This is a genomic window from Bradyrhizobium sp. BR 10261 (genome assembly GCF_019455395.1).
Taxonomy (GTDB): domain Bacteria; phylum Pseudomonadota; class Alphaproteobacteria; order Rhizobiales; family Xanthobacteraceae; genus Bradyrhizobium; species Bradyrhizobium manausense.
Window position 1 is genome coordinate 24,612 of record NZ_JACOFQ010000014.1, and the last position, 20,017, is coordinate 44,628.

At 65.1% G+C, this 20,017-nt stretch carries 15 protein-coding genes; 11 read left to right on the top strand and 4 right to left on the bottom strand.

What is annotated here, in order from left to right; all coding sequences use genetic code 11:
- Positions 1 to 4: 4 nt before the first annotated feature.
- The 3 genes from HYH07_RS17995 to HYH07_RS18005 all read left to right on the top strand — a co-directional run bounded on the left by HYH07_RS17995 (position 5) and on the right by HYH07_RS18005 (position 4,538).
- Entirely contained in the window at positions 5 to 2,530 is a 2,526-nt protein-coding gene (locus HYH07_RS17995) for a circularly permuted type 2 ATP-grasp protein (RefSeq protein ID WP_220003737.1), read from the top strand.
- Positions 2,527 to 3,405: a transglutaminase family protein gene (locus tag HYH07_RS18000; RefSeq protein ID WP_220003738.1), complete on the top strand. Its 879-nt coding sequence runs from the start codon at positions 2,527 to 2,529 to the stop codon at positions 3,403 to 3,405. Before HYH07_RS17995 ends, HYH07_RS18000 begins: the two co-directional genes overlap by 4 nt.
- Before the next feature lie 305 nt (positions 3,406 to 3,710).
- Positions 3,711 to 4,538 (top strand): HD domain-containing protein, encoded by an 828-nt coding sequence (locus tag HYH07_RS18005; RefSeq protein ID WP_220003739.1) that lies wholly within the window; start codon positions 3,711 to 3,713, stop codon positions 4,536 to 4,538.
- 6 nt (positions 4,539 to 4,544) lie between these two features.
- Here the strand turns inward: HYH07_RS18005 and HYH07_RS18010 are convergent, their stop codons facing one another.
- The 3 genes from HYH07_RS18010 to HYH07_RS18020 form a co-directional block, all read right to left on the bottom strand.
- Positions 4,545 to 5,162 (bottom strand): sigma-70 family RNA polymerase sigma factor, encoded by a 618-nt coding sequence (locus tag HYH07_RS18010; RefSeq protein WP_312016682.1) that lies wholly within the window; start codon positions 5,160 to 5,162, stop codon positions 4,545 to 4,547.
- 152 nt (positions 5,163 to 5,314) lie between these two features.
- Positions 5,315 to 5,968 (bottom strand): ChrR family anti-sigma-E factor, encoded by a 654-nt coding sequence (locus HYH07_RS18015; protein WP_220003740.1) that lies wholly within the window; start codon positions 5,966 to 5,968, stop codon positions 5,315 to 5,317.
- A 1-nt stretch (position 5,969) separates the two neighbouring features.
- Complete coding sequence (locus tag HYH07_RS18020) at positions 5,970 to 6,509, bottom strand: sigma-70 family RNA polymerase sigma factor (protein WP_220003741.1); 540 nt, start codon at positions 6,507 to 6,509, stop codon at positions 5,970 to 5,972.
- A gap of 317 nt (positions 6,510 to 6,826) precedes the next feature.
- On the opposite strand from HYH07_RS18020, the gene HYH07_RS18025 reads away from it, so the two are divergent.
- The 4 genes from HYH07_RS18025 to HYH07_RS18040 all read left to right on the top strand — a co-directional run bounded on the left by HYH07_RS18025 (position 6,827) and on the right by HYH07_RS18040 (position 10,873).
- On the top strand, positions 6,827 to 7,717 hold the full coding sequence (locus tag HYH07_RS18025; RefSeq protein ID WP_220003742.1) for an alpha/beta fold hydrolase: 891 nt from the start codon (positions 6,827 to 6,829) through the stop codon (positions 7,715 to 7,717).
- Positions 7,718 to 7,797: 80 nt separating this feature from the next.
- A complete protein-coding gene (locus tag HYH07_RS18030; protein WP_220003743.1) occupies positions 7,798 to 9,321 on the top strand; it encodes an FAD-dependent oxidoreductase in 1,524 nt (507 codons plus the stop codon).
- A gap of 103 nt (positions 9,322 to 9,424) precedes the next feature.
- Positions 9,425 to 9,997, top strand: a complete 573-nt coding sequence (locus HYH07_RS18035; RefSeq protein WP_220003744.1) for an HdeD family acid-resistance protein — start codon at positions 9,425 to 9,427, stop codon at positions 9,995 to 9,997.
- Positions 9,998 to 10,381: 384 nt separating this feature from the next.
- Positions 10,382 to 10,873 carry a septal ring lytic transglycosylase RlpA family protein gene (locus tag HYH07_RS18040; protein ID WP_220003859.1) on the top strand — a complete coding sequence of 164 codons (492 nt, stop codon included), beginning with the start codon at positions 10,382 to 10,384 and terminating at the stop codon, positions 10,871 to 10,873.
- 582 nt (positions 10,874 to 11,455) lie between these two features.
- Here HYH07_RS18040 and HYH07_RS18045 read toward each other — a convergent pair.
- Positions 11,456 to 13,186: a methyl-accepting chemotaxis protein gene (locus HYH07_RS18045; protein WP_220003745.1), complete on the bottom strand. Its 1,731-nt coding sequence runs from the start codon at positions 13,184 to 13,186 to the stop codon at positions 11,456 to 11,458.
- A gap of 310 nt (positions 13,187 to 13,496) precedes the next feature.
- Here HYH07_RS18045 and HYH07_RS18050 point away from each other — a divergent pair, with 310 nt between their 5' ends.
- The 4 genes from HYH07_RS18050 (at position 13,497) to HYH07_RS18065 (ending at position 19,995) form a co-directional block, all read left to right on the top strand.
- Positions 13,497 to 14,879 (top strand): ethanolamine ammonia-lyase subunit EutB, encoded by a 1,383-nt coding sequence (locus HYH07_RS18050; protein ID WP_220003746.1) that lies wholly within the window; start codon positions 13,497 to 13,499, stop codon positions 14,877 to 14,879.
- 173 nt (positions 14,880 to 15,052) lie between these two features.
- Positions 15,053 to 16,639: a B12-binding domain-containing radical SAM protein gene (locus HYH07_RS18055; RefSeq protein WP_220003747.1), complete on the top strand. Its 1,587-nt coding sequence runs from the start codon at positions 15,053 to 15,055 to the stop codon at positions 16,637 to 16,639.
- Positions 16,636 to 17,421: an ethanolamine ammonia-lyase subunit EutC gene (eutC, locus tag HYH07_RS18060; RefSeq protein WP_220003748.1), complete on the top strand. Its 786-nt coding sequence runs from the start codon at positions 16,636 to 16,638 to the stop codon at positions 17,419 to 17,421. Before HYH07_RS18055 ends, eutC begins: the two co-directional genes overlap by 4 nt.
- A 207-nt stretch (positions 17,422 to 17,628) precedes the next feature.
- Positions 17,629 to 19,995, top strand: a complete 2,367-nt coding sequence (locus HYH07_RS18065) for an RND family transporter (RefSeq protein ID WP_220003749.1) — start codon at positions 17,629 to 17,631, stop codon at positions 19,993 to 19,995.
- Positions 19,996 to 20,017 lie beyond the last annotated feature (22 nt).

The following is a 20,017-nucleotide window of genomic DNA, read 5'->3' on the forward strand; positions in this document are numbered from 1 at the left end:
GCGCATGGGCGAGGGCGCAGCCGAAGGGGACACGGGGACAGGTAAGGGGCAAGGCCAGCGTGACGGCGAGCGCCGCCTCGCGCAATGGGTCCGCGATTACAGCCGCCTGCCTGGCATCCCCGACGAGTTCCTGGGCCCCGATGGCGCCCCGCGCGCGGTCTGGGGCCGGTTCTTCGAGGCTTTTGGTGCGCTGGCGCCTGACGAGGTCGAGCGGCGCTTCGGCATGGCCGACCGTCACCTGCGCGAGGCCGGCGTCACCTATCGCGCGCCCGGCGACAGCGCCGACCGGCCCTGGATGCTCAGCCATCTGCCGCTGCTGATTGATGAAGCCGACTGGCAGCAGCTCTGCGCCGGCATCACCCAGCGCGCCGAGCTCTTGGAGCTCGTGCTGCGCGACATCTATGGCGAGGGCCGGCTGATCGCGGAGGGCGCGTTGCCTGCCGGCGCGATCGCCGGCAGCCCCGAATATCTGCGTCCGGTCTGCGGCGTGCCGCCGCCGGGCGGCCGCTATCTCTCGCTCTATGCCGCCGATGTCGGCCGCGGGCCCGACGGCCGCTGGTGGGTGCTCGGCGACCGCACGCAGGCGCCGTCGGGCGCCGGCTATGCGCTCGAGAATCGCCTCGTGCTCTCGCGCGCCTTCTCCGATCTCTACAAGTCGATGAACGTGCCGCGCGTCGCGCCGTTCTTCGAGGCGTTTCGCGATTCGCTACGCGCGCGTGCAGACCGCGACGAGCCGCGCATCGGGGTGCTCACGCCCGGCAGTTTCAGCGAGACCTATTTCGAGCATGCGACGCTGGCGCGCTATCTCGGCTTCCTCTTGGTCGAGGGTGACGATCTCGCCGTCAGCGACAACCGCGTCCACATCCGCACTGTTGCGGGGCTGAAGCGGCTCGACGTGCTCCTGCGCCGCGTCGATTCCAACTCGCTCGATCCGCTCGAGCTCGATGCGTCCTCGCATCTCGGCGTGCCCGGCCTGATCGACGTGCTGCGCAAGGATGGCGTCGTCGTCGCCAACATGCCGGGCTCTGGCGTGTTGGAGGCAAGGGCGCTGCTCGGCTTCCTGCCGGCGCTCAGCCGTCGCCTGCTCGGCGAAGAGCTGAAGATGCCGCATATCGCGACCTGGTGGTGCGGCCAGAAATTGGCGCGCGACGAGGTGTTGTCGCGGCTCGACGAGGTCGCGATCGAAGGCGCCTATCAGCGTGGCGTGCCGGGCTTCGATAGCAACGGTCCGGTGCTCGCGAGCGAGCTCGATGCTAAAGGACGTCAGCGCCTGATCGATTCCATAGCTGCGCGCGGCATGGATTATGTCGGCCAGGAGGTGGTCCGGCTCTCCACCATGCCGGTGTGGGAGCATGGCCAGCTGACACCGCGGCCTTTCGTGCTGCGGGTGTTTGCGGCCGCAACGCCCGAGGGCTGGGCCATCATGCCCGGCGGGTTCTGCCGCATCGCCGAGCAGGCTGACGCGCGCGCGGTGTCGATGGGCGATGGTGCGCGCGCCGCCGACGTCTGGGTTGTCTCCGAGAAGAAAGTCTCGACCGCATCTCTGCTGCCGGCCACCGACAAGGTGCGCATCCGCCGCATCGCCGGTGTGCTGCCGAGCCGCGCCGCCGACAATCTGTTCTGGCTCGGCCGCTATCTCGAGCGTGCCGAAGCAACGCTACGGCTGGTGCGCGCGCTGGGCTCGCCGAGCGGGCCCAACAAGGGCACCGCGGCTTCGCTGCAATCGGCCGAACGGATCCAGCGTCTGCTGGTGACCTGGGGCGCGATCTCGCAGACTTCGCGCACGGCACCGGGGCGGATCGTCGCCGAGGCCTTGCAAAGCGAGGCGCGTTTCGGCTCGGCGCTGTCGCTGGTGCGCTCGGCGCTGCGCACGGCCACCTCCCTGCGCGAGCGGCTGTCGCCCGATGCCTGGCAGGTCATCACCGAGATGGCCGAGCGTCTCTCCTGCGAGGTCGACGACGACGACAGCGTGCTGAGCGCGGCCGAGCTGACCCTGCAGGAACTTGCGAGCTTCGCCGGCCTTGCGCAGGAGAACATGAACCGCGCCGCCGGCTGGCGCTTCCTCGATATCGGCCGCCGCACCGAGCGCGCCATCAACACCGCGCGCTTCGCGCGGCAGTTCGCCTATGACGAGGCCGGCGATGAGGATCTCGACATCCTGCTGACTCTGGTGGATTCCCAGATCACCTATCGCTCGCGCTATCTGCTGGCGCCGATCCTGGCGCCGGTGCGCGATCTCGCGGTGCTCGACAGCTACAATCCGCGCTCGGTCGCGTTCCAGGTCGCGACCTTGAACGAGCATATCGCGGCGCTGCCGAGCCTGAAGGAGCACGGCCTGATCGAACAGCCGCAGCGGCTTGCGGTGGCGGTGCAGGCGATGCTGGCGACCGCGGAGGCCGAGAAGCTCGAGGTCAAGGCGCTGTTCGCGCTGGAGCAGGACCTGCTCAGCCTCGCCGAGGCGATCGGGCTGCATTACTTCCCGCATGGTCCGAATGCGAGCCGGCCGGAAAAATTGACGGGGCTGGCGTGATCTACGACATCCAGCACGTCACCACCTACGAATATGAGAACCCGGTCAGCTTCGCCCGCTGCACGCTGCGGCTCGAGCCGAACAGCGGCCACGGTCAGGAACTGATCTCGCACAAGGTCGAGATCCGCCCGCGTCCGTCCGAGCGCAACGTCCGCCGCGACTTCTTCGGCACGCTGACCCAGAGCATCGTCATCGAAGCCGCGCATCGCAATTTGCGCATCGACTCGCGCTCGCGCGTTTCCGTCGATCGCAAGCCGCCGGCGCGCGATGCCGCGAGCCCGAGCTGGGAGAGTATCCGCGACATTGCCTTCGAGGCCACGAGCCTCGGGCCATCCTCGCCGGTCGGCTATGTCTTTGCCAGTCCGCTGGTGCCGGTCCTGCGTCCCCTCAGCGCCTACGCTGCGGAGAGCTTCCAGCCCGATACCGGCATCCTCGCCGGCGCGGTTGATCTCATGCACCGCATCCGCGCCGAATTTCGCTACGACCCCAAGGCTACTGCGATCTCGACGCCGCTCAACGAGGTCTTCGACAAGCGCCACGGCGTCTGCCAGGATTTCGCTCATGTCATGATCGCGGGACTGCGCGGGCTCGGCCTGCCTGCGGCCTATGTCAGCGGATACCTGCGCACCATTCCACCGCCGGGCCAGGCGCGATTGCAGGGCGCGGACGCAACCCATGCCTGGGTGTCGCTGTGGTGCGGGGCCGAGCTCGGCTGGATCGATTTCGATCCGACCAACGATCTGCTGGTCGCCAACGACCACATTGTGCTGGCGGTCGGCCGCGACTTCTCCGATGTGTCTCCGGTCGACGGCATCATCGTCGGCTCGCCGAAGCAGAAGCTCGGCGTCGCCGTGGACGTGCTGCTGGTGGAATGACCGGTCCGCAATGCGGTGCAGGCGCTCTGGCCGCGCCGCGATACCGCCGGCCCTCGGCCTTCCTCACAACATGAACGGTTGGCCATTGGACATGCCGGCACAGCGCCCGCACAGCCTGACCGTGGCGTGCATCGAAGTGTGACCGCATCCGTGATGTTGCGCGGCGGGAGAGTAACACATTTACGTATTTTTGTTCCGGGATTTGGTCAGTCGCCCCAGATTGGGCTATGCTGGCGGCTGCGTCGAGGACCAGAATGAGGCTCGGGAGTTGCCGTGGGACACAACCGACAGACGGGACTGCATCCATGATGACGTTACCGCGACTGGCGGCTGAATCCCTGGAGAAGTTGCTGGGCTCGTTCATGCGTCGCAGGTACGACGAGACCTATGCCAGGGTCGTGGAGGCCTCGACACGCACCGCGATGGAATGCATCGGCAACAGCGATGCGCTCTATCACAACATCGAGCATACGATGCTGGTGACGCTGGCGGCCCAGGCGATCATGCTGGGCCGCAATCTCCATGCCCATATCGATGCCGAGGATTACATTCACGTTCTGATCGCCTGCCTTGCGCACGATATCGGCTATGTCCGCGGGCTGTTTCCGGAAGACGACGAAGACGGTTTCATCATCGACGAGGCCGGCACCAAAGTGTCATTGCCGCGCGGTGCGTCCGATGCCAGTCTGATGATGTATCACGTCGACCGCTCGAAACTTTTCGTGCGGCGGCGGTTGCCGCCGATCCGTGGCGTTGACTCTGAGCGGGTTGCCCGCGCCATCGAGGGGACGCGCTTTCCGGCCCGCCAGGGCCAGGAATACGACCACGAGGCCTCGATCCTGCGCGCCGCCGATTTCATCGGACAGCTCGGCGATCCCAACTATCTGCGCAAGGCCAACGCGCTCTATTACGAGTTCGAGGAAGTCGGCATGAACCGCCAGCTCGGCTACGACTCGCCCGCCGACATCGTGAACCGCTATCCGCAATTCTACTGGAACAGCGTCGCACCCCACATCCAGACCGAGATCGGCTATCTCAACAAGACCGAGATCGGCCGGCAGTGGATCGCCAATCTCTACAGCAATGTGTTCAGAGCCGAACGCGAGATCTCGCTGTCCGGACCGCAGAAATAGAATTGCTCAACCGGTCTGCGCGACGGCACCACTGCTGGCGCCTTCGATGCAATCGCGCCGAACGGAATCCAACGTCCGCCGCAGCCAGGTCTTGATCGTCCCGACCGGCACCCCGAAGCGCTCTGCCAGCATCCTCCGGCTTTCGCCATCGAGGTAAGCCCGCGACAGCAGCTGACGGCGTTGATCGGGAAGCCGCTGAATGGCGCGAGCCGCGATCGGATGAACGAGGTCGTAGTCGAACGCACCTTCGTGCTCGGAGATTTCGGGCACCGACAGCGCTTCGTCGAAATCCGCCATCGGCACCTGCTTGAGCCTGGCAGCGTCGATCGCGGTGTGGCGCATGATCGCACACATCCAGGTGATCGGTGAGGAACGGGCGGGATCGAAGCGGGCCGCATGTTTCCAGATCTTCAAATACGCGTCCTGGAGCAGGTCATCGAGATCGGCGTTCACAGGCGCAATCGGGCGTGCAGTCATGCGCAGCTTGTTGCGCGTCGTGGCGAAAAGCTCGGCGAAGGCGCGCTGGTCGCCGCGTCCGACGCGGGCGAGAAGATCGCTCAGGCGTTCGATCGTCGGGTCCCGTGCCGTCCGTCTGCCGCAACTCATTCCCTCGTCCTCCAGCATTGCCTGCCAAAGCATGATCCGGAAAAGTGTGAAGCGGTTTTCCGAAAGAGATCATGCTCAAACAAGGAGCTAAAGCGCGATGACGATTCAATCCAATCTCATCGCGCTTTAGGAGAACGGCGGCGCGATGCGAATGGATCACATGAGGATGCTCAAAGCCGCACGAAGGGCGAGATCAACCGGCCAAGCCAGCCGTGCATCTGCAAGTCGCCGCGCATGGCCACAAGGCACAGGCACGGCATGTCGCTGCCGACGATCGGCTGGTGATCGACCTCGCCGTCGCCGAAGTCGAAATCGCCTGGCCTGAAATCACCGCCCTGATGGCTGAAGCTGCCTTTGAGCACCAGGGTCAGCTCGGTCCCCGTGTGCGAATGCTCCAGCATGCGCGTGCCAGGTGCGGACCACAGTAGGAACGCGCGCGAGGTGTCCGCGCCAGGCAGGACGATCGGCTGCATCTTGACGCCCGGTGCCACGCGCCGGCTCTTGGCGAACCGGCATTTGCGCAGCATCTCGGGCAGGTCATCGTCAAGCAGCGGCACCGGCCGCGAAGAGGCGGGCGCATGCGTTGATGTCGTCTCCGGCTCGTCGATCGCAGCCACGATCGTCGCGAACGCATCGTCCGCCATGGCGACCGGAGGGGCCTGTTCAAGTGCGGCCCCCGCAAGCTGCTCGATCGCGGCGATGAAACGCTGGCAGCGTGGACATTGCGCGGCATGGACGCCGATGACGAGGCGATCGGCTTCGTCGAGCCGGCTGGCGGCGAAATCGCCGAGCAGATCTTCGGGTGGATGATGGTTGATGGTCATGTCAATCGTCCAAGAGATCTCTGAGCCGCGCCATGGCGAGCCTGATGCGAGACTTCACCGTTCCGAGCGGGAGACCGAGCCTTTCCGCGATCTCGCTGTGCGGTTGCTCCTCGATAAACGACATTCGGATCACGGTGGATTGCTCGTCTGACAATTGCTGAAGCGCCGCCGATACGCGCGATATGTCGTCGCGCCGGGTCATCACGGCTTCGGGCGAGTCAGCGACTTCGGGCGTCTCATCCTGCTGCGCGCTCACGGTAGCCTTGGCCAGCCGCGTCGCAGCCCTGGCGGAATCGATGCGCAGATTGCGCGCGATCGTGAAAATCCACGCAGCCGCCCCTGCGGACGTCGGGTCGAACCGGGCCGCCTTCCGCCAAACCGTCAGGAGCGTCATTTGCGCGATCTCCTCCGCGGCGTCGGCATTCATCCCGGTCCTGACCAGGAAACCCTTCACGCGCGGAGCAAAATGCTCGAACAAAAGCTTGAACGCGTCGCGATCGCCGTGGGCCGCGACACGCCCGATCAATTCAGCCCATTCCACTGTCGCCTTGGGCCTCTCGTTGGGCCTTCCGCCTGAAACTCGTCGAGGCCAATCCCGCCGGGGAGTTGCTGCAGGCTTGCTGCGCCACAGGGGCTCGCTCACAGCGCTAGGACCGGTCGTCATGGAGCCTCTGATAACATGTCCCAACCATAACGCCGGGCATGGCCATCCGGATCACTCCATGAACCGGCTTGTTTTAGGGGCAGGGCCCGGGCGCGACAAGCCTCGGCATTCTGAACGCATGAGGCTGTGCGCCGAAACGGATGGATTGCCGGAGGCGTTCGATTTACGCTGCGGGAGGTAGCGAGGTGCGCAGCATGCAATACAAATCCGTCACGACTGAGGTTCTGGAGATTGCCTATCTCGACTACGGCGCGCCCGATGGCTGGCCCTGCATCATGGGCCACGGCTTTCCCTATGATGTAAACGCCTATGCCGCGGCCGCGCCGATCCTGGCCCAAGCGGGCGCACGGGTGCTGGTGCCGTGGCTGCGCGGCTACGGGCCGACGCGGTTCCGCTTCCCGCAGACTTTGCGTTCCGGCGAGCAGGCGGCGCTGGGCGCCGATCTCTTGGCCTTCATGGATGTGCTCAAAATCGAACGCGCCGTCGTCGGCGGCTATGATTGGGGCGGCCGCGCCGCCTGCATCGTCTCGGTGCTCCACCCTGAGCGCGTCGTCGGGCTCGTCTCCGGCAATTCCTACAACATCCAGAACATCGCGCGCGCGATGGAGCCGGCTTCGCCGCCGCAGGAGGCCGCGTTGTGGTACCAATATTTCTTCCACAACGAGCGCGGCCGCCGCGCACTGGAGCGTAATCGGCGCGGCTTTGCCCGGCAGCTCTGGACGATGTGGTCGCCGAAATGGCAATTCGACGACGCGACCTTCGACAGAAGCGCGGTGTCGTTCGACAATGCTGATTTCGTCGACGTGGTGATCCATTCCTATCGCCACCGCTTCGCGCTGGTCGAGGGTGATTCCGCCTACGCCGCGATCGAGGCGAAGCTCGCCGCGCAGCCACAGGTCCGCGTCCCCACGATCGCGATCGACGGCGACAGCGACGGCGTCATCCCGGGTACCGCGCATCACGCGGAGAAATTCGAGGGTTTCTACGAGCGGCGCGTCTTCGCCGGCGCCGGTCACAACCTGCCGCAGGAGCGGCCCGCCGAATGGGCGCAGGCCGTGCTGGACGTGCGGAAAGCGGCGTCCTGATTTTCGCGGCCGCGGGAACTTTTCGCGGTCGCCGCCGTCCGAGTCCTGAGCCGTGTATGAAGCTGCCAGGGAGATGACGCATGACCGAGGACAAGAGGCCGAGCGGCCCCGATCTGACCAAGGGCGTTTCGCTGTCCGAGTTCAAGGACGGCAAGCTGCTCGGCCATGTCGGCGAGGAGGACGTCCTGCTGGTGCAGGCCGGCAGCGAGATCTTTGCGATCGAGCCGCTTTGCAGCCACTATCATGGTCCGCTCGCCGAGGGGCTGGTGGTCGACAACACCATCCGCTGTCCCTGGCATCACGCCTGTTTCGCCTTGCGGTCAGGCGAAGCCACGCGGCCGCCGGCGCTGAATGCACTGGCAGTATGGGATGTCACGCGCGATCAGGACAGGATCACCGTTGCGCGCAAGCGCGAGGCGCCCAAGCCCTCGATCGCTCATCGCAGCGCGCCGACGTCAGAAAAATTCGTCATCGTCGGCGGCGGTGCGGCCGGCTTCGTGGCGGCCGAGACGCTTCGCCGCGAGGGCTTTGCCGGCGCCATCACCATGCTCAGCAATGACGGCGCGATGCCGGTCGACCGGCCCAACCTCTCCAAGGACTATCTCGCCGGCAACGCGCCGGAGGACTGGCTGCCGCTGCGCGGCGAGGACTATTATCAGGACGCCGGCATCGATCTCAGGCTCAATACCAGCGTCTCGGGGATCGACCCGAAGACGCGCAGTGTCACGCTCGGCAATGGCGACAAGCTGCCATTCGATCGTCTGCTGCTCGCAACCGGTGCCGAGCCGGTCAGGCTGCAGATACCAGGCGCAGACCAGCCGCATGTCCACACCTTGCGCTCCGTCGCCGACAGCCGCGCCATCATCAAGACATCAGGCAGCGCCAAGCGCGCGCTGGTGATCGGCGCCAGTTTCATCGGGCTCGAGGTCGCGGCCTCCTTGCGCGCGCGCAAGATCGAGGTTCACGTGGTCGCGCCTGAGGAGCGGCCGATGCAGGAGGTGCTCGGCCGCGAGATGGGCGACTTCGTCCGGTCACTGCACGAAGACAATGGCGTGATCTTCCATCTCAACGACACCGTCGAGAAGCTCGATGGCACCCGTGCCGCGCTAAAGAGTGGCGGCATGATCGAGGCCGACCTCGTCGTAGCAGGCATCGGGGTCAAGCCCCGCCTCGCGCTGGCGGAGCATGCGGGGCTTGCGGTCGATCGCGGCGTCAGCGTGAGCGAATATCTCGAGACCAGCATCGCTGGAATCTTCGCGGCCGGCGATATCGCGCGGTGGCCGGATCCGCATTCGCGGCAAACCATCCGCGTCGAGCACTGGGTGGTGGCGGAGCGGCAGGGCCAGACCGCGGCGCGCAACATGCTCGGCAGACGCGAGCGTTTCGACGCCGTGCCGTTCTTCTGGAGCCAACACTACGACGTGCCGATCAACTATGTCGGCCACGCCGAGAGTTATGACGACATCGCGATCGAGGGCAGCATCAAGGACCGGGATTGCCTGTTGCAGTACCGGAAGGACGGCCGGGTGCTCGCGGTTGCCTCGATTTATCGCGATCTCGATAATCTCAAGGCCGAGCTCGAGATGGAGCGGTCGCGCGCTTGATCTGCGTCAACGTCGGTGGCCGCCTGGCTGATTTGCTGGCTGCGGTCCCGGTGCCGTGCTATCCTGAGATGTGCTCTGGGGCATCACATGCAGGAGGTGCGTCATGACGTCTACGGATACCTCTTCCCATCTCGGCCTTGGTTCCGGCGTTGCGGCGCTGCATGGCAAATGGGGCTGGATCGTCGCCATGGGTGCGGTCTATCTCATCGCCGGCTTCGTCGCGCTCGGCAGCGTCGTGATGGCGACGGTGGCGAGCGTGCTCGTGGTCGGTGCGATGATGATCGTCGCCGGCGCGGTCGAGATCATCGGCGCCTTCCAGATGAAGAGCTGGGGCAAGTTCCTGATCTGGGTGCTGCTCGGCGTGCTCTACGTCATCGCGGGCATCCTCACCTTCGACAATCCGCTGTTCGCGGCAGTCTTGCTGACGCTGTTCCTGGGCATATCGCTGATCGCCTCCGGCGCCGTCAGGCTGTTTCTCGCCTTCAGCATGAAGCGCGAGAGTCCGTGGGTGTGGGTCGCGTTATCAGGCGCCATCACGCTGCTGCTCGGCCTGTTGATCGTGGCGCGCTGGCCGGTCAACAGCGTCTACGTCCTCGGCCTGTTCCTCGGCATCGATTTGATCATGGCGGGCGCAGGCTGGATCAGCCTCGGCCTCGCGCTGAAGCGGCGCGGATAGCAATCGGCAACTCGACGCCGGGCCGCCGACGAATCGCGGCGGCAACAAGGCCGCGCGCGATCTCGTGGCCGCGGCCACATCGTGGTGTTCAGCTAGAGTTCCCGGCCACTGCGGGTTTCATGGGCCTGCGCTAGGCCTCGCCGCTGAGCGCGTAAGACTCCGGGGTATGTGATCGATCACGGCCGAGGTCATGTTGCTGACTCATTCCCTGTTTTAGACAGCGACAACGAAAACACGCGGGGGCCGCTTAGGTTCTCGCAACGGTTCCGCGGCCAGGGGTTGGCGCGAATTCGCAAGAGACTGGCGCAAGTTCAAGAACGCTGACGCGTTCGCTTGGCCATGTCCTGCGACATCGGGAACCGCACGAAAATCAAAGGAGATGTAATGGTGTTCCGCTCGAGCGCCGCAATTTGCGGCGCCCTGGTTGCGCTTGTCGTTTCAGTAACCGTTGCTCGCAGTGAAACAAGTGGGGTTCAATCAAGTGCCGTCGTCGAGGCCGCCTGCGAGGGAGCGATCGTTGGCGCTGCATCCACCTATAATCCATTCAAGCCCGGCAAGGAGGAGGGTGGACCGAAAACAGCTTCCGGCGAGCGTTACGATCCCGAGGTGTGGACCGCTGCGATCAAGACGAGCTTGCGTCGGAAGTTCGGCGGGGTCCAATTCGGCGCGAGACCGAAATTTGCGCTGGTCGAAGCTGTCGGCAAGAAGGTCATCGTCAAGATCAACGACGTGGGGCCGCTCAGGCCCGGCCGCATCATCGACCTCAACGAGCGGACGATGCGCCATTTCGATCCGCGCATGAAGCTTGGCGTCATTCCCGACGTCACGGTCAGGCCGCTGTCCGGAGATGGTTGGACAGCGGGCCCGATAGGCTGAAGCTTCGTTGATCTGGTTCAAGGAGGAAATGCCGCGGGATGGCGCGATGCGATCGCGCCTTCCCGCTCGCATCGTGCGGAGCCTCATCATGTGGGTCCTGACGTATGTGTTCTCCTATTCGATCAGTCCCGCGAGAGCACCGTCCCAGTCGCTTCAGCTGCGGTTTTGGCACAAACTGCACAGACGCGCTGCGTTATCATAGGTTAACTTTGGCCATGGGCAGCGAGCTCATCATACGTGTCGTCGTCGTTGCGGCCGGTGCTTTCACCGTGGCTGCCGCCTCCGTGCTCATTCTCGGCTATTGATCTATCTCAATTGACGCACCGCGCCCCGGCGTTTCCTGCGTTCGGCAGGACAGGCGGACGAGGTGCGATAATGCAGCCTTGGGCTTTGCATTCGCTGGTGTGGGGGCTGACCGCGATCGGCTTGATAGCCATCGTCTCCATGCTGCTTTGAGGCCGTCGGTACCTGAGCCGTTGCAGGTCCAGGCGCTCCGGCGGATGATGAGGCATCATAGGCAAGCCCATCCTCATCGTGTTCGGCGGTCTTCCCGCCAGCATGACGACATCATGTCGATGGCGATCATCCCGCCTTGGCGATGCGGTTGTCCGCGCGCAGGTTCTGGAAGAATTTTTCCACCTCCCGCGACAGCGTGTCCGCGGTCGCGGTCAGGCTGCTCGCCGCTGACAGCACCGAGGATGCCGCCGTATCCGTCTCGCCGATGGCGTCGCGCAGCGAGGTGATGTTGGCGACCAGCGTCTCGTTGCCCTGGGCGGCGCTCTGCGCATTGGAGGAGATCTCGCGCGTGGCCTGGTCCTGCTGGCCGACGGCACCTGCTATCGCCGAGGTGACCTCGTTGATCTCGCGCACCGCGCCGCCGATCTCGCGCACCGCATCCACCGCGTTGCGGGTGGAGGCCTGGATCATCGCGACGTTCTCGCTGATGTCGGCGGTTGCCTTCGCCGTCTGTCCCGCCAGCGCCTTCACTTCGTGCGCGACGACGGCAAAGCCGCGGCCGGCATCGCCGGCGCGGGCAGCCTCGATGGTGGCATTGAGCGCGAGCAGGTTGGTCTGCTCGGCGATGGTCTGAATGAGGGTCAGCACGCCGTCGATGCGCTGCGTGGCGGCAGCAAGGCTCTCGATCTCGGCGATCGATTTCTCTGTGCGCTGGCCGGTCTGCTCGACCGCGCTTGCGCTCTGACGCACCTGGCGGCCGATCTCCTCGACAGAGGCCGACAGCTCCTCGGCCGCACCCGCGACCGCGGTGACGTTGTGCGAGGCCTGCTCGCTGGCGTTCGCTGCCGTTCCGGCGCGGTTGCTCGCATCCGCGGTGACGCGCGTGATGGTCTGCGCGGTCTCGCGCATGACACCGGCGTTGTCGCTGAGCCCGCGCATGATCGCGCCGATCGCCTCGCGGAACGCCTCGACCGATTGCTCGATGTGGCGCGCGCGCTCTTCGCGCGCGGCAGAGTCCCGCGAGACCTGCGAGGCGAGGTTGCGGTTGCGGCCCATCGCGTCCTGGAACACCTCGATGGCGCGGGCCAGCGCACCGATCTCGTCGGCACGCCCCGAATGCGGCACCACGACATTCTCGGCGCCGTCGGCGACCTGCTTGATGGTCGCGGTGATGGCGGCGAGCGGCCGGGCGATCGAGCGGGCGATGATGATGATGCCGATCACGACCAGCGCCAGCGCCAGGCCGGCGAGGCAGGTCAGCACCAAGGACAGCGTGCGGTTGGTCTCGGTCTGAAGCGCGATCTGCCTGGCGCGCTCGGCATAGACCTTGGAGAGCGCCTCGAGGTCCTTGTTCAGCGCCGAGCGCACCGCGCGGTTGGCGTCGTTGTCGCCCCATTCGCGTCCCGCGGCTGCGTTGATCTCGATGCCGCGGCGGACCAGCTCCTTGCGGAACTCGACGAACTGCTCGATGCGCTTCTTGAAGGTCGCGAACTGCTCGGCGTCATCGGCCTTGACGATGCTCTCCCAGCCCTTCACGACGCCGAGAATCTGCTCGTTGAACTTGAGCAGGCCCTCGCCGTATTTCTTCACCACCGCCGGCTCGGTCGACATGTAGACGCCGCGCGATTCCATCACGACCGCATAGACCAGCGAGTTGACGCGCTCGACATTCAACGCAGCCGCATTCGCCGTCTCGATCGCGCTCGTCAGCTCGGCACTGCGGCGGCTGTTGTAGTCGGACAGCATCGCGATCGCCGCGGTGAGCAGGGCGAACAGCGCGAAGATCGCATAGAGCTTGGTGGCAAGCGAGAAACGGCCAGCGAGGCCGGCGGCATTCCCAGATCGGTCGATTTGCATGCTGTTCGGGCCCAGATGGCCAGGATCGGCCGGTGTGCGCAGTCGTATAAATTGACGTAAAACTATGCAGAATGAAGATGGACGCAGTGTTAACGCGCAAGTCCGCGCGTGCGCCGAAGCTCGAGGGAAATGCAAGCTGTCTCAGCGGTTTGGTGCCGGGCGATGGTTCCCGGCAGATTGATCCGGGCATCGCCCGAAATGCCCCAAACATCGGCGTGCATACAGACCGTCAAGCGCGTATTCCTGACACCTGCGCCGCCTTTCGCACCGACCGGAGTCGGTCACTGGCCGACGATTTCAGGAGGGGCCTTTGGTCTATCGCCACACCATCGACGCCACGACCTATCGCTTCGCCGATCTACGCGACCTCCTGGCCAAAGCGACGCCGCCGCGCTCCGGCGACCGGCTGGCCGGCATTGCTGCCGAGAGCGCCGAGCAGATGATCGCCGCGCGAATGGCGCTGGCCGACGTCGCCCTCGGGCAGTTCTTGCAGGAGGCCGTCATTCCCTATGAGGCCGACGAGGTCACCCGCCTGATCATCGACAGCCATGACTCCGGGGCCTTCGCGCAGGTCTCTTCGCTGACGGTCGGAGCATTCCGCGACTGGCTGCTGTCGGACGCCGCCACTCCCGAGACCTTGCGCAAGCTCGCGCCGGGCATCACGCCGGAAATGGCCGCAGCGGTGTCAAAGCTGATGCGCAACCAGGACCTGATCCTGGCGGCGCGGAAATGCGAGGTCACGACCGCCTTCCGCAACACCATCGGCCTCAAGGGGCGGATGAGCACGCGGCTGCAGCCCAACCATCCCTTCGACGACGCCAGGGGCATTACTGCCTCGATCCTCGACGGGCTGCTGCTCGGAGCCGGCGATGCCTGCATCGGCATCAATCCGGCGAGCGACGATCCGGCCGTGATCGGGCAATTGCTGCGATTGCTGGACGAGATCATCGCGCGGCTGAAAATCCCGACGCAAGGCTGCGTGCTGACCCATGTCACCACGACGCTGTCACTGATCGGGCAGGGCGTGCCCGTCGACCTCGTCTTCCAGTCGGTCGCCGGCACCGAGGCCGCCAACCGCAGCTTTGGCATCGACCTTTCGCTGCTGAGGGAGGCGCACGCGGCCGGGCTGTCGCAGAAGCGCGGTACGGTCGGCGACAACGTGATGTATTTCGAGACCGGCCAGGGCTCCGCATTGTCGGCGGGCGCCCATCACGGCGTCGACCAGCAGACCTGCGAGGCGCGCGCCTATGCGGTGGCACGCGCTTTTGCCCCGCTGCTGGTCAACAGCGTGGTCGGCTTCATCGGCCCGGAATATCTCTACGACGGCAAGGAGATTATCCGGGCGGGGCTGGAGGATCATTTCTGCGGCAAGCTGCTCGGCCTGCCGCTTGGCATCGACATCTGCTACACCAACCATGCCGAGGCGGACCAGGACGACATGGATAATCTCCTGACGCTGCTCGCCGCGGCCGGCGTCACCTTCATCATGGGGGTGCCCGGCGCTGACGACGTCATGCTGAACTACCAGTCGACGTCCTTCCACGACGCGCTCTATGTGCGCGACGTCTTCGGTGTGGCCCGCGCTCCGGAGTTCGACGACTGGCTGGTGCGATCAGGCATTGCCGGCGCCGACTTCCGCCTTGCGGGCGATGCGGGCCTCTTGCCCGATTTTGCCTCGCGGCTGATCGCGTGATGCGAAAAAAAACCGGCGAAAACCCTGTCCGCTGCCGTGAACCGGCGAAACCACTGGCGCGTCTCACGAATTAGTTCGCTGCCACAATATTGAGGAATTCCGGTCGCAGCGTTACGCTATGTTTCTGGAGACCTCGTCAGTACCGTCAGCAGAACGTGGTTGGGGGAAGTTCGATGCGCGCTGAAAGCAACGGAACGAGCCGAAAGATTCTCTGCGTCTTTCCGCGTTACACCTCATCCTTCGGCACCTTCGAGCACGCCTATCCGCTGACCGATGGCGTCCGCGCCTTCATGCCGCCGCAGGGCCTGTTGCTGCTCGCGGCCTACCTTCCCAGGGAATGGCAGGTCAAATTCGTCGACGAGAACCTCCGCCGCACCAGCAAGGAGGAGTTCGAATGGGCAGAGGCCGTCTTCGTCAGCGGCATGCACATCCAGCGCCAGCAGATGAACGACATCTGCCGCCGTGCCCATGAATTCGACCTGCCGGTGGCGCTCGGCGGTCCCTCGGTCAGCGCCTGCCCGGATTATTATCCGTCGTTCGACTATCTCCATGTCGGCGAGCTCGGCGATGCCACCAATCAGCTGATCGAGATTCTTTCGCGCGATACGTCGCGCCCCGAGCAGCAGGTCGTGCTCACGACCAAGGACCGCGTGCCGATGACGGAGTTTCCGATCCCGGCCTATGAGCTCGCCGACGTGAAGCGCTATTTCCTCGGCAGCATCCAGTATTCCAGCGGCTGTCCGTACGAGTGCGAGTTCTGCGACATTCCCGGCCTCTACGGCCGCAACCCGCGGATCAAGACGCCGCAGCAGATCATCGCCGAGCTCGACCGCCTGCGCGAATGCGGCATGACCGACACGGTCTACTTCGTCGATGACAATTTCATCGGCAACCGCAAGGCCGCGATGGACCTGTTGCCGCACCTGATCGAATGGCAAAAGAAGACCGGCTATGTGATGCGGCTCGCCTGCGAGGCAACGCTCAACATCGCCAAGCGTCCCGAGATCCTCAAGAAGATGCGCGAGGCCTATTTCATCACCATCTTCTGCGGCATCGAGACGCCGGACCCGGACGCACTGAAGGCCATGCACAAGGACCACAACATGATGGTCCCGATCCTCGAGGGCGTGCGCACCATCAATTCCTACGGAATGGAGGTGGTCTCAGGCATCATCATGGGGCTCGACACCGACAAGCCCAACACCTCCGATGCGCTGCTCGCCTTCGTCGAGGAATCACGCATTCCGCTGCTCACCATCAACCTGCTTCAGGCACTGCCGAAGACGCCGCTGTGGGACCGCCTGGAGAGGGAAGGGCGCCTGGTCGACGATGAGGGGCGCGATTCCAACGTCGACTTCCTGCTGCCCTATGACGAGGTTGTCGCCTCCTGGAAGCACGCCATGAGCGTCGCCTACGAGCCCGAGAAGGTCTACGAGCGCTTCCAGTATCAATGCGACCACGTCTACGTGCACCGCCTCAAGATGCCGGTGCCGGACGAGATGAAGACCTGGGCCAACATCCGGCGCGGCCTCGTCATGCTGCGCAACATCTTCTGGAAGGTCGGCGTGCTCGGCGATTACAGGCGCGTGTTCTGGAAATTCGCGCTGGGGCGGATCCGCCGCGGTGACATGGAGGGCCTGATCGGCTGCACCATGATCGCGCATCATCTCATCACCTTTGCGCGGGCGGCCACCAGCGGCAAGCAGAACGCCTCGAACTATTCGATCCGCTTGCGCGAAGCTTCCGTTCCCGCCGAATGAGCGACGAGCCCGTTCCGGCACGCCCGATCATCGACCTCAAATCGTTCACGCCTGCGCGCGTTGCGCTCGGGCGCAGTGGCGCGAGCCTGCCGACCAGGCCGCTGCTCGATTTCACACTGGCGCATGCCCGCGCCCGCGATGCCGTGCATGCCGCCTTCGACGCGCCGCGTCTGGTTGCCGAAGTGAGGGCGCTCGGCCTTGCCGCCACCGAGGTCCGGAGCCGGGCCGCCGATCGCGGCGACTATCTGCGCCGGCCGGATCTTGGACGGCAGCTCGATGCCACCTCCGCCGCGACGCTGGAGGGGATTGCCGCAACGCCGTGCCAGCTTGCGGTCGTCATCGGTGACGGCTTGTCGGCTGCTGCGGTCCATGCCCATGCGGCCGGGCTGCTGCAAAGCCTGCTGCCGCGCCTCGCCGAAGAGGAGGCGGTCGCGATCGGCCATGTCGTCGTCGCCTCAGGCGCGCGCGTCGCCCTTGGTGACGAGGTCGGCGCTATCATCGGCGCCGGCATGATCGTGATGCTGATCGGCGAGCGGCCGGGGCTATCAGCGCCCGATAGCCTCGGGGCCTATCTGACCTTCGCGCCGAAGCCCGGCCTGACCGATGCCGAGCGCAATTGCGTGTCGAACATCCACAAGGCCGGCTTGAGCTATGACGAGGCGGCCCTCAAGATCGCCTGGCTGGTCCGCGAGGGGCTGGCGCGCCAGGTCACGGGCGTGGCGCTCAAGGACGAGAGCGCCGACCGCGCCCCGCGTCGAATCGGCACGGCTGTGCCAGAATGACGGGCATTCCGGCAAAATCGCCGCATCTTGATCGATTCGGAGACCCCCGGCGTGCTTGCGAGAAGGGCGCTTGACCTGCTAAACCGCTGCCGGCGATTTTCCGCGCGTTTTCAACGGGCAAGCCTCCCATTGGTATGGCGTTTTCAAGCCGTTCGCGGAGCGCAATAAGCTCTCAAGACCGAGTCGATTGAGGAACTGGACAAAGGCATGCTCGAAAAGCACCGCGAGAATGAGGTTCATGTCGACAAGGTCGAGCAGGGGCCTGCGTCCTCCATCGCCTTCGGGCTGGAGCGTCTCGGGCTGATCGCGGTCCGGGCGCCGATCGTCTCCTGCATCATCCTGCTCGCGCTGATCGTGGCCGCCGTGTTCGGCATCGAGCGGATCAAGATCGACGATTCGCTGTCGCAGCTGTTCCGCTCCAACACCCGCGAATTCCGCCAGTACGAAGAGGTGACCAAGAAGTTCCCGGCCGAAGAGTTTGACGTCCTCGTCGTGGTCGAGGGCAAGACCCTGCTGGCGCGGAATAACCTCGAGAAGCTCCGTGACTTCGTCACCGACATGCAGCTGGTCGAGGGCACGCGCGGCCTGGTCTCGCTGTTCTCGGCGCGTCAGGCGCCGGCGCCGGGCAAGCTGCCGGCCGCTCTGTTCCCGCCCGAGCTGCCTGAGGGCGCGGCCTATGACCAGTTCATCGAGACCGTCAAGAACAACGAGATCATCCGTGGCAAGCTGTTGTCCGAGGACGGCACGCTCGCGCTGATCGTGCTCTCGCTCGATCCGCAGGTGGTCGCCTCCAGCAAGCTCGGCAAGGTCGTCGGCGACATCCGCGCGCTGATGAAGGAGGATCTCGGCGACACCGGGCTCAGCGTGCAGCTCTCCGGCGTTCCGGTGATGCAGCTCGAGATCCGCAACGCGGTCGAGCGCGACGGCCTCACCTATAACATCCTCGGCATTCTCGCCGGCTGCATCATCGCCATCATCTTCTTCCGCAAGATCTCGTTCATGGTGGTGGCGGCATTCCCGCCGATGATCGCGATCCTGATCGCACTTGGCGCGCTCGGTTGGGCCAATTTCAATCTGAACATGTTCCTGAATGTGATGACGCCGCTCATCATGGTGATCTCGTTCTCGGACTCGATGCAGCTCACCTTTGCCGCGCGAGACCGGCTGATCGCAGGCCAGGACAAGTTCACCGCGTTCAGGAACGCGGTGCTGGTGGTCGGCCCGGCCTGCGTGCTGACGCATGGCACCGCCGGCATTTCCTTCATCGCGCTGCAGTTCTCGGACTCCGACCTGATCCGCAAGTTTGGCGAAGCGGGCTTGGCTGCCACCATCATCGCGCTCATCACGGTGCTGTCGCTGGTACCGGTGTTCGGCGTGCTGTTCGTGCGCAACGAGAAGATTTTTGCGGTCAAGTTCCAGAGCGCGGACGCCGGTGTGCAGGCGCTGCGCAATTTCTGCTACTGGATCGCGGTGCGCATGGTCGGCCGGCCCGGTCTGTTCAGCCTGATCGCGCTGCTGTTCGTCGGCAGCCTCGGCGTCATCTACGCCAATCTTCAGCCGCGCTACCGGCTCGCCGACCAGGTGCCGGACAAGCGCCAGGCGGTGGCCGCCAGCAACCGGCTCGACGCCAAGCTGACCGGCGCCAATCCGGTCAACGTGCTGATCACGTTCCCCAAGGGTCAATCGCTGTACTCGCCGGAGACGCTGCAAACCATCGCAGACGTGCATGCGACCGTCGAGAAGGCGGCCGGTGTCGGCAACGTCTGGTCACTGGAGACGCTGCGCCGCTGGCTGGCGGAAAAGGCCGGCAGCAGCGACGTCGCGACCCTGAAGGAATATGTGGGCGTCATCCCCGAGCATCTGGTGCGACGCTTCATCGATGCCGAGCAGGATGCGGTGGTCGTGGCCGGCCGCGTGCCGGACAAGGATTCCAGCCAGCTTCTGCCGATCGTCGACAAGCTCGATTCAGAGCTCGACGTCGTCCGCAAGAAGCATCCCGGCTACGAGGTTGCCGTCACCGGTCTTGCCGCCATCGCCGCGCGCAACTCGGCCGGCATGATCGAGAAGCTGAACCGCGGCCTCACCGTCGAATTCGCGCTGGTCGCGATCTTCATTGGTCTTGCTTTCCGCTCCTGGGTCGTGATGTTTGCCTGCATCCTGCCGGGCATCTTCCCGGTGGTGATGTCGGGAACGGTGCTGTGGGCGATGGGCGAGGGGCTGCAATTCGCCAGCGTCGTTGCGCTCACCGTCTCGTTCGGCCTCGGCCTGTCCGCGACAATCCACTTCCTCAATCGTCTGCGATTGGAGAGCAAGCCCGGCGTCGGCTCGGCGCTCGCGGTGGAGCGCGCGACCGTGCTGGTTGGACCCGCGCTGATCCTGACCACGGTGGTGCTGGCCTGCGGCCTCGTCGTCACCGTCTTCTCGGACCTGCCGTCGCTGCGGCTGTTCGGCTGGCTCAGCGCCTTCTCGATGGTGGCGGCACTGGTCGCCGACCTCTTCATCCTGCGGCCGACGGCGATGTGGCTGATCAATCTGCACGCCAGGCTTCACGGCCCGGACAGGCCGGCGATCTGAGCGGGGGGGCGAAAGCTGCCCG

Excerpts from the sequence above, each read along its gene's own strand:
- HYH07_RS18065 (WP_220003749.1), top strand. The coding sequence starts at position 17,629 with ATGCTCGAAAAGCACCGCGAGAATGAGGTTCATGTCGACAAGGTCGAG.
- HYH07_RS18005 (WP_220003739.1), top strand. The coding sequence starts at position 3,711 with ATGATGACGTTACCGCGACTGGCGGCTGAATCCCTGGAGAAGTTGCTG.
- HYH07_RS18025 (WP_220003742.1), top strand. The coding sequence starts at position 6,827 with ATGCAATACAAATCCGTCACGACTGAGGTTCTGGAGATTGCCTATCTC.
- eutC (WP_220003748.1), top strand. The coding sequence starts at position 16,636 with ATGAGCGACGAGCCCGTTCCGGCACGCCCGATCATCGACCTCAAATCG.
- HYH07_RS18030 (WP_220003743.1), top strand. The coding sequence starts at position 7,798 with ATGACCGAGGACAAGAGGCCGAGCGGCCCCGATCTGACCAAGGGCGTT.
- HYH07_RS18055 (WP_220003747.1), top strand. The coding sequence starts at position 15,053 with ATGCGCGCTGAAAGCAACGGAACGAGCCGAAAGATTCTCTGCGTCTTT.
- HYH07_RS18045 (WP_220003745.1), bottom strand. The coding sequence starts at position 13,186 with ATGCAAATCGACCGATCTGGGAATGCCGCCGGCCTCGCTGGCCGTTTC.
- HYH07_RS17995 (WP_220003737.1), top strand. The coding sequence starts at position 5 with ATGGGCGAGGGCGCAGCCGAAGGGGACACGGGGACAGGTAAGGGGCAA.
- HYH07_RS18040 (WP_220003859.1), top strand. The coding sequence starts at position 10,382 with ATGGTGTTCCGCTCGAGCGCCGCAATTTGCGGCGCCCTGGTTGCGCTT.
- HYH07_RS18010 (WP_312016682.1), bottom strand. The coding sequence starts at position 5,162 with ATGCTGGAGGACGAGGGAATGAGTTGCGGCAGACGGACGGCACGGGAC.
- HYH07_RS18015 (WP_220003740.1), bottom strand. The coding sequence starts at position 5,968 with ATGACCATCAACCATCATCCACCCGAAGATCTGCTCGGCGATTTCGCC.
- HYH07_RS18035 (WP_220003744.1), top strand. The coding sequence starts at position 9,425 with ATGACGTCTACGGATACCTCTTCCCATCTCGGCCTTGGTTCCGGCGTT.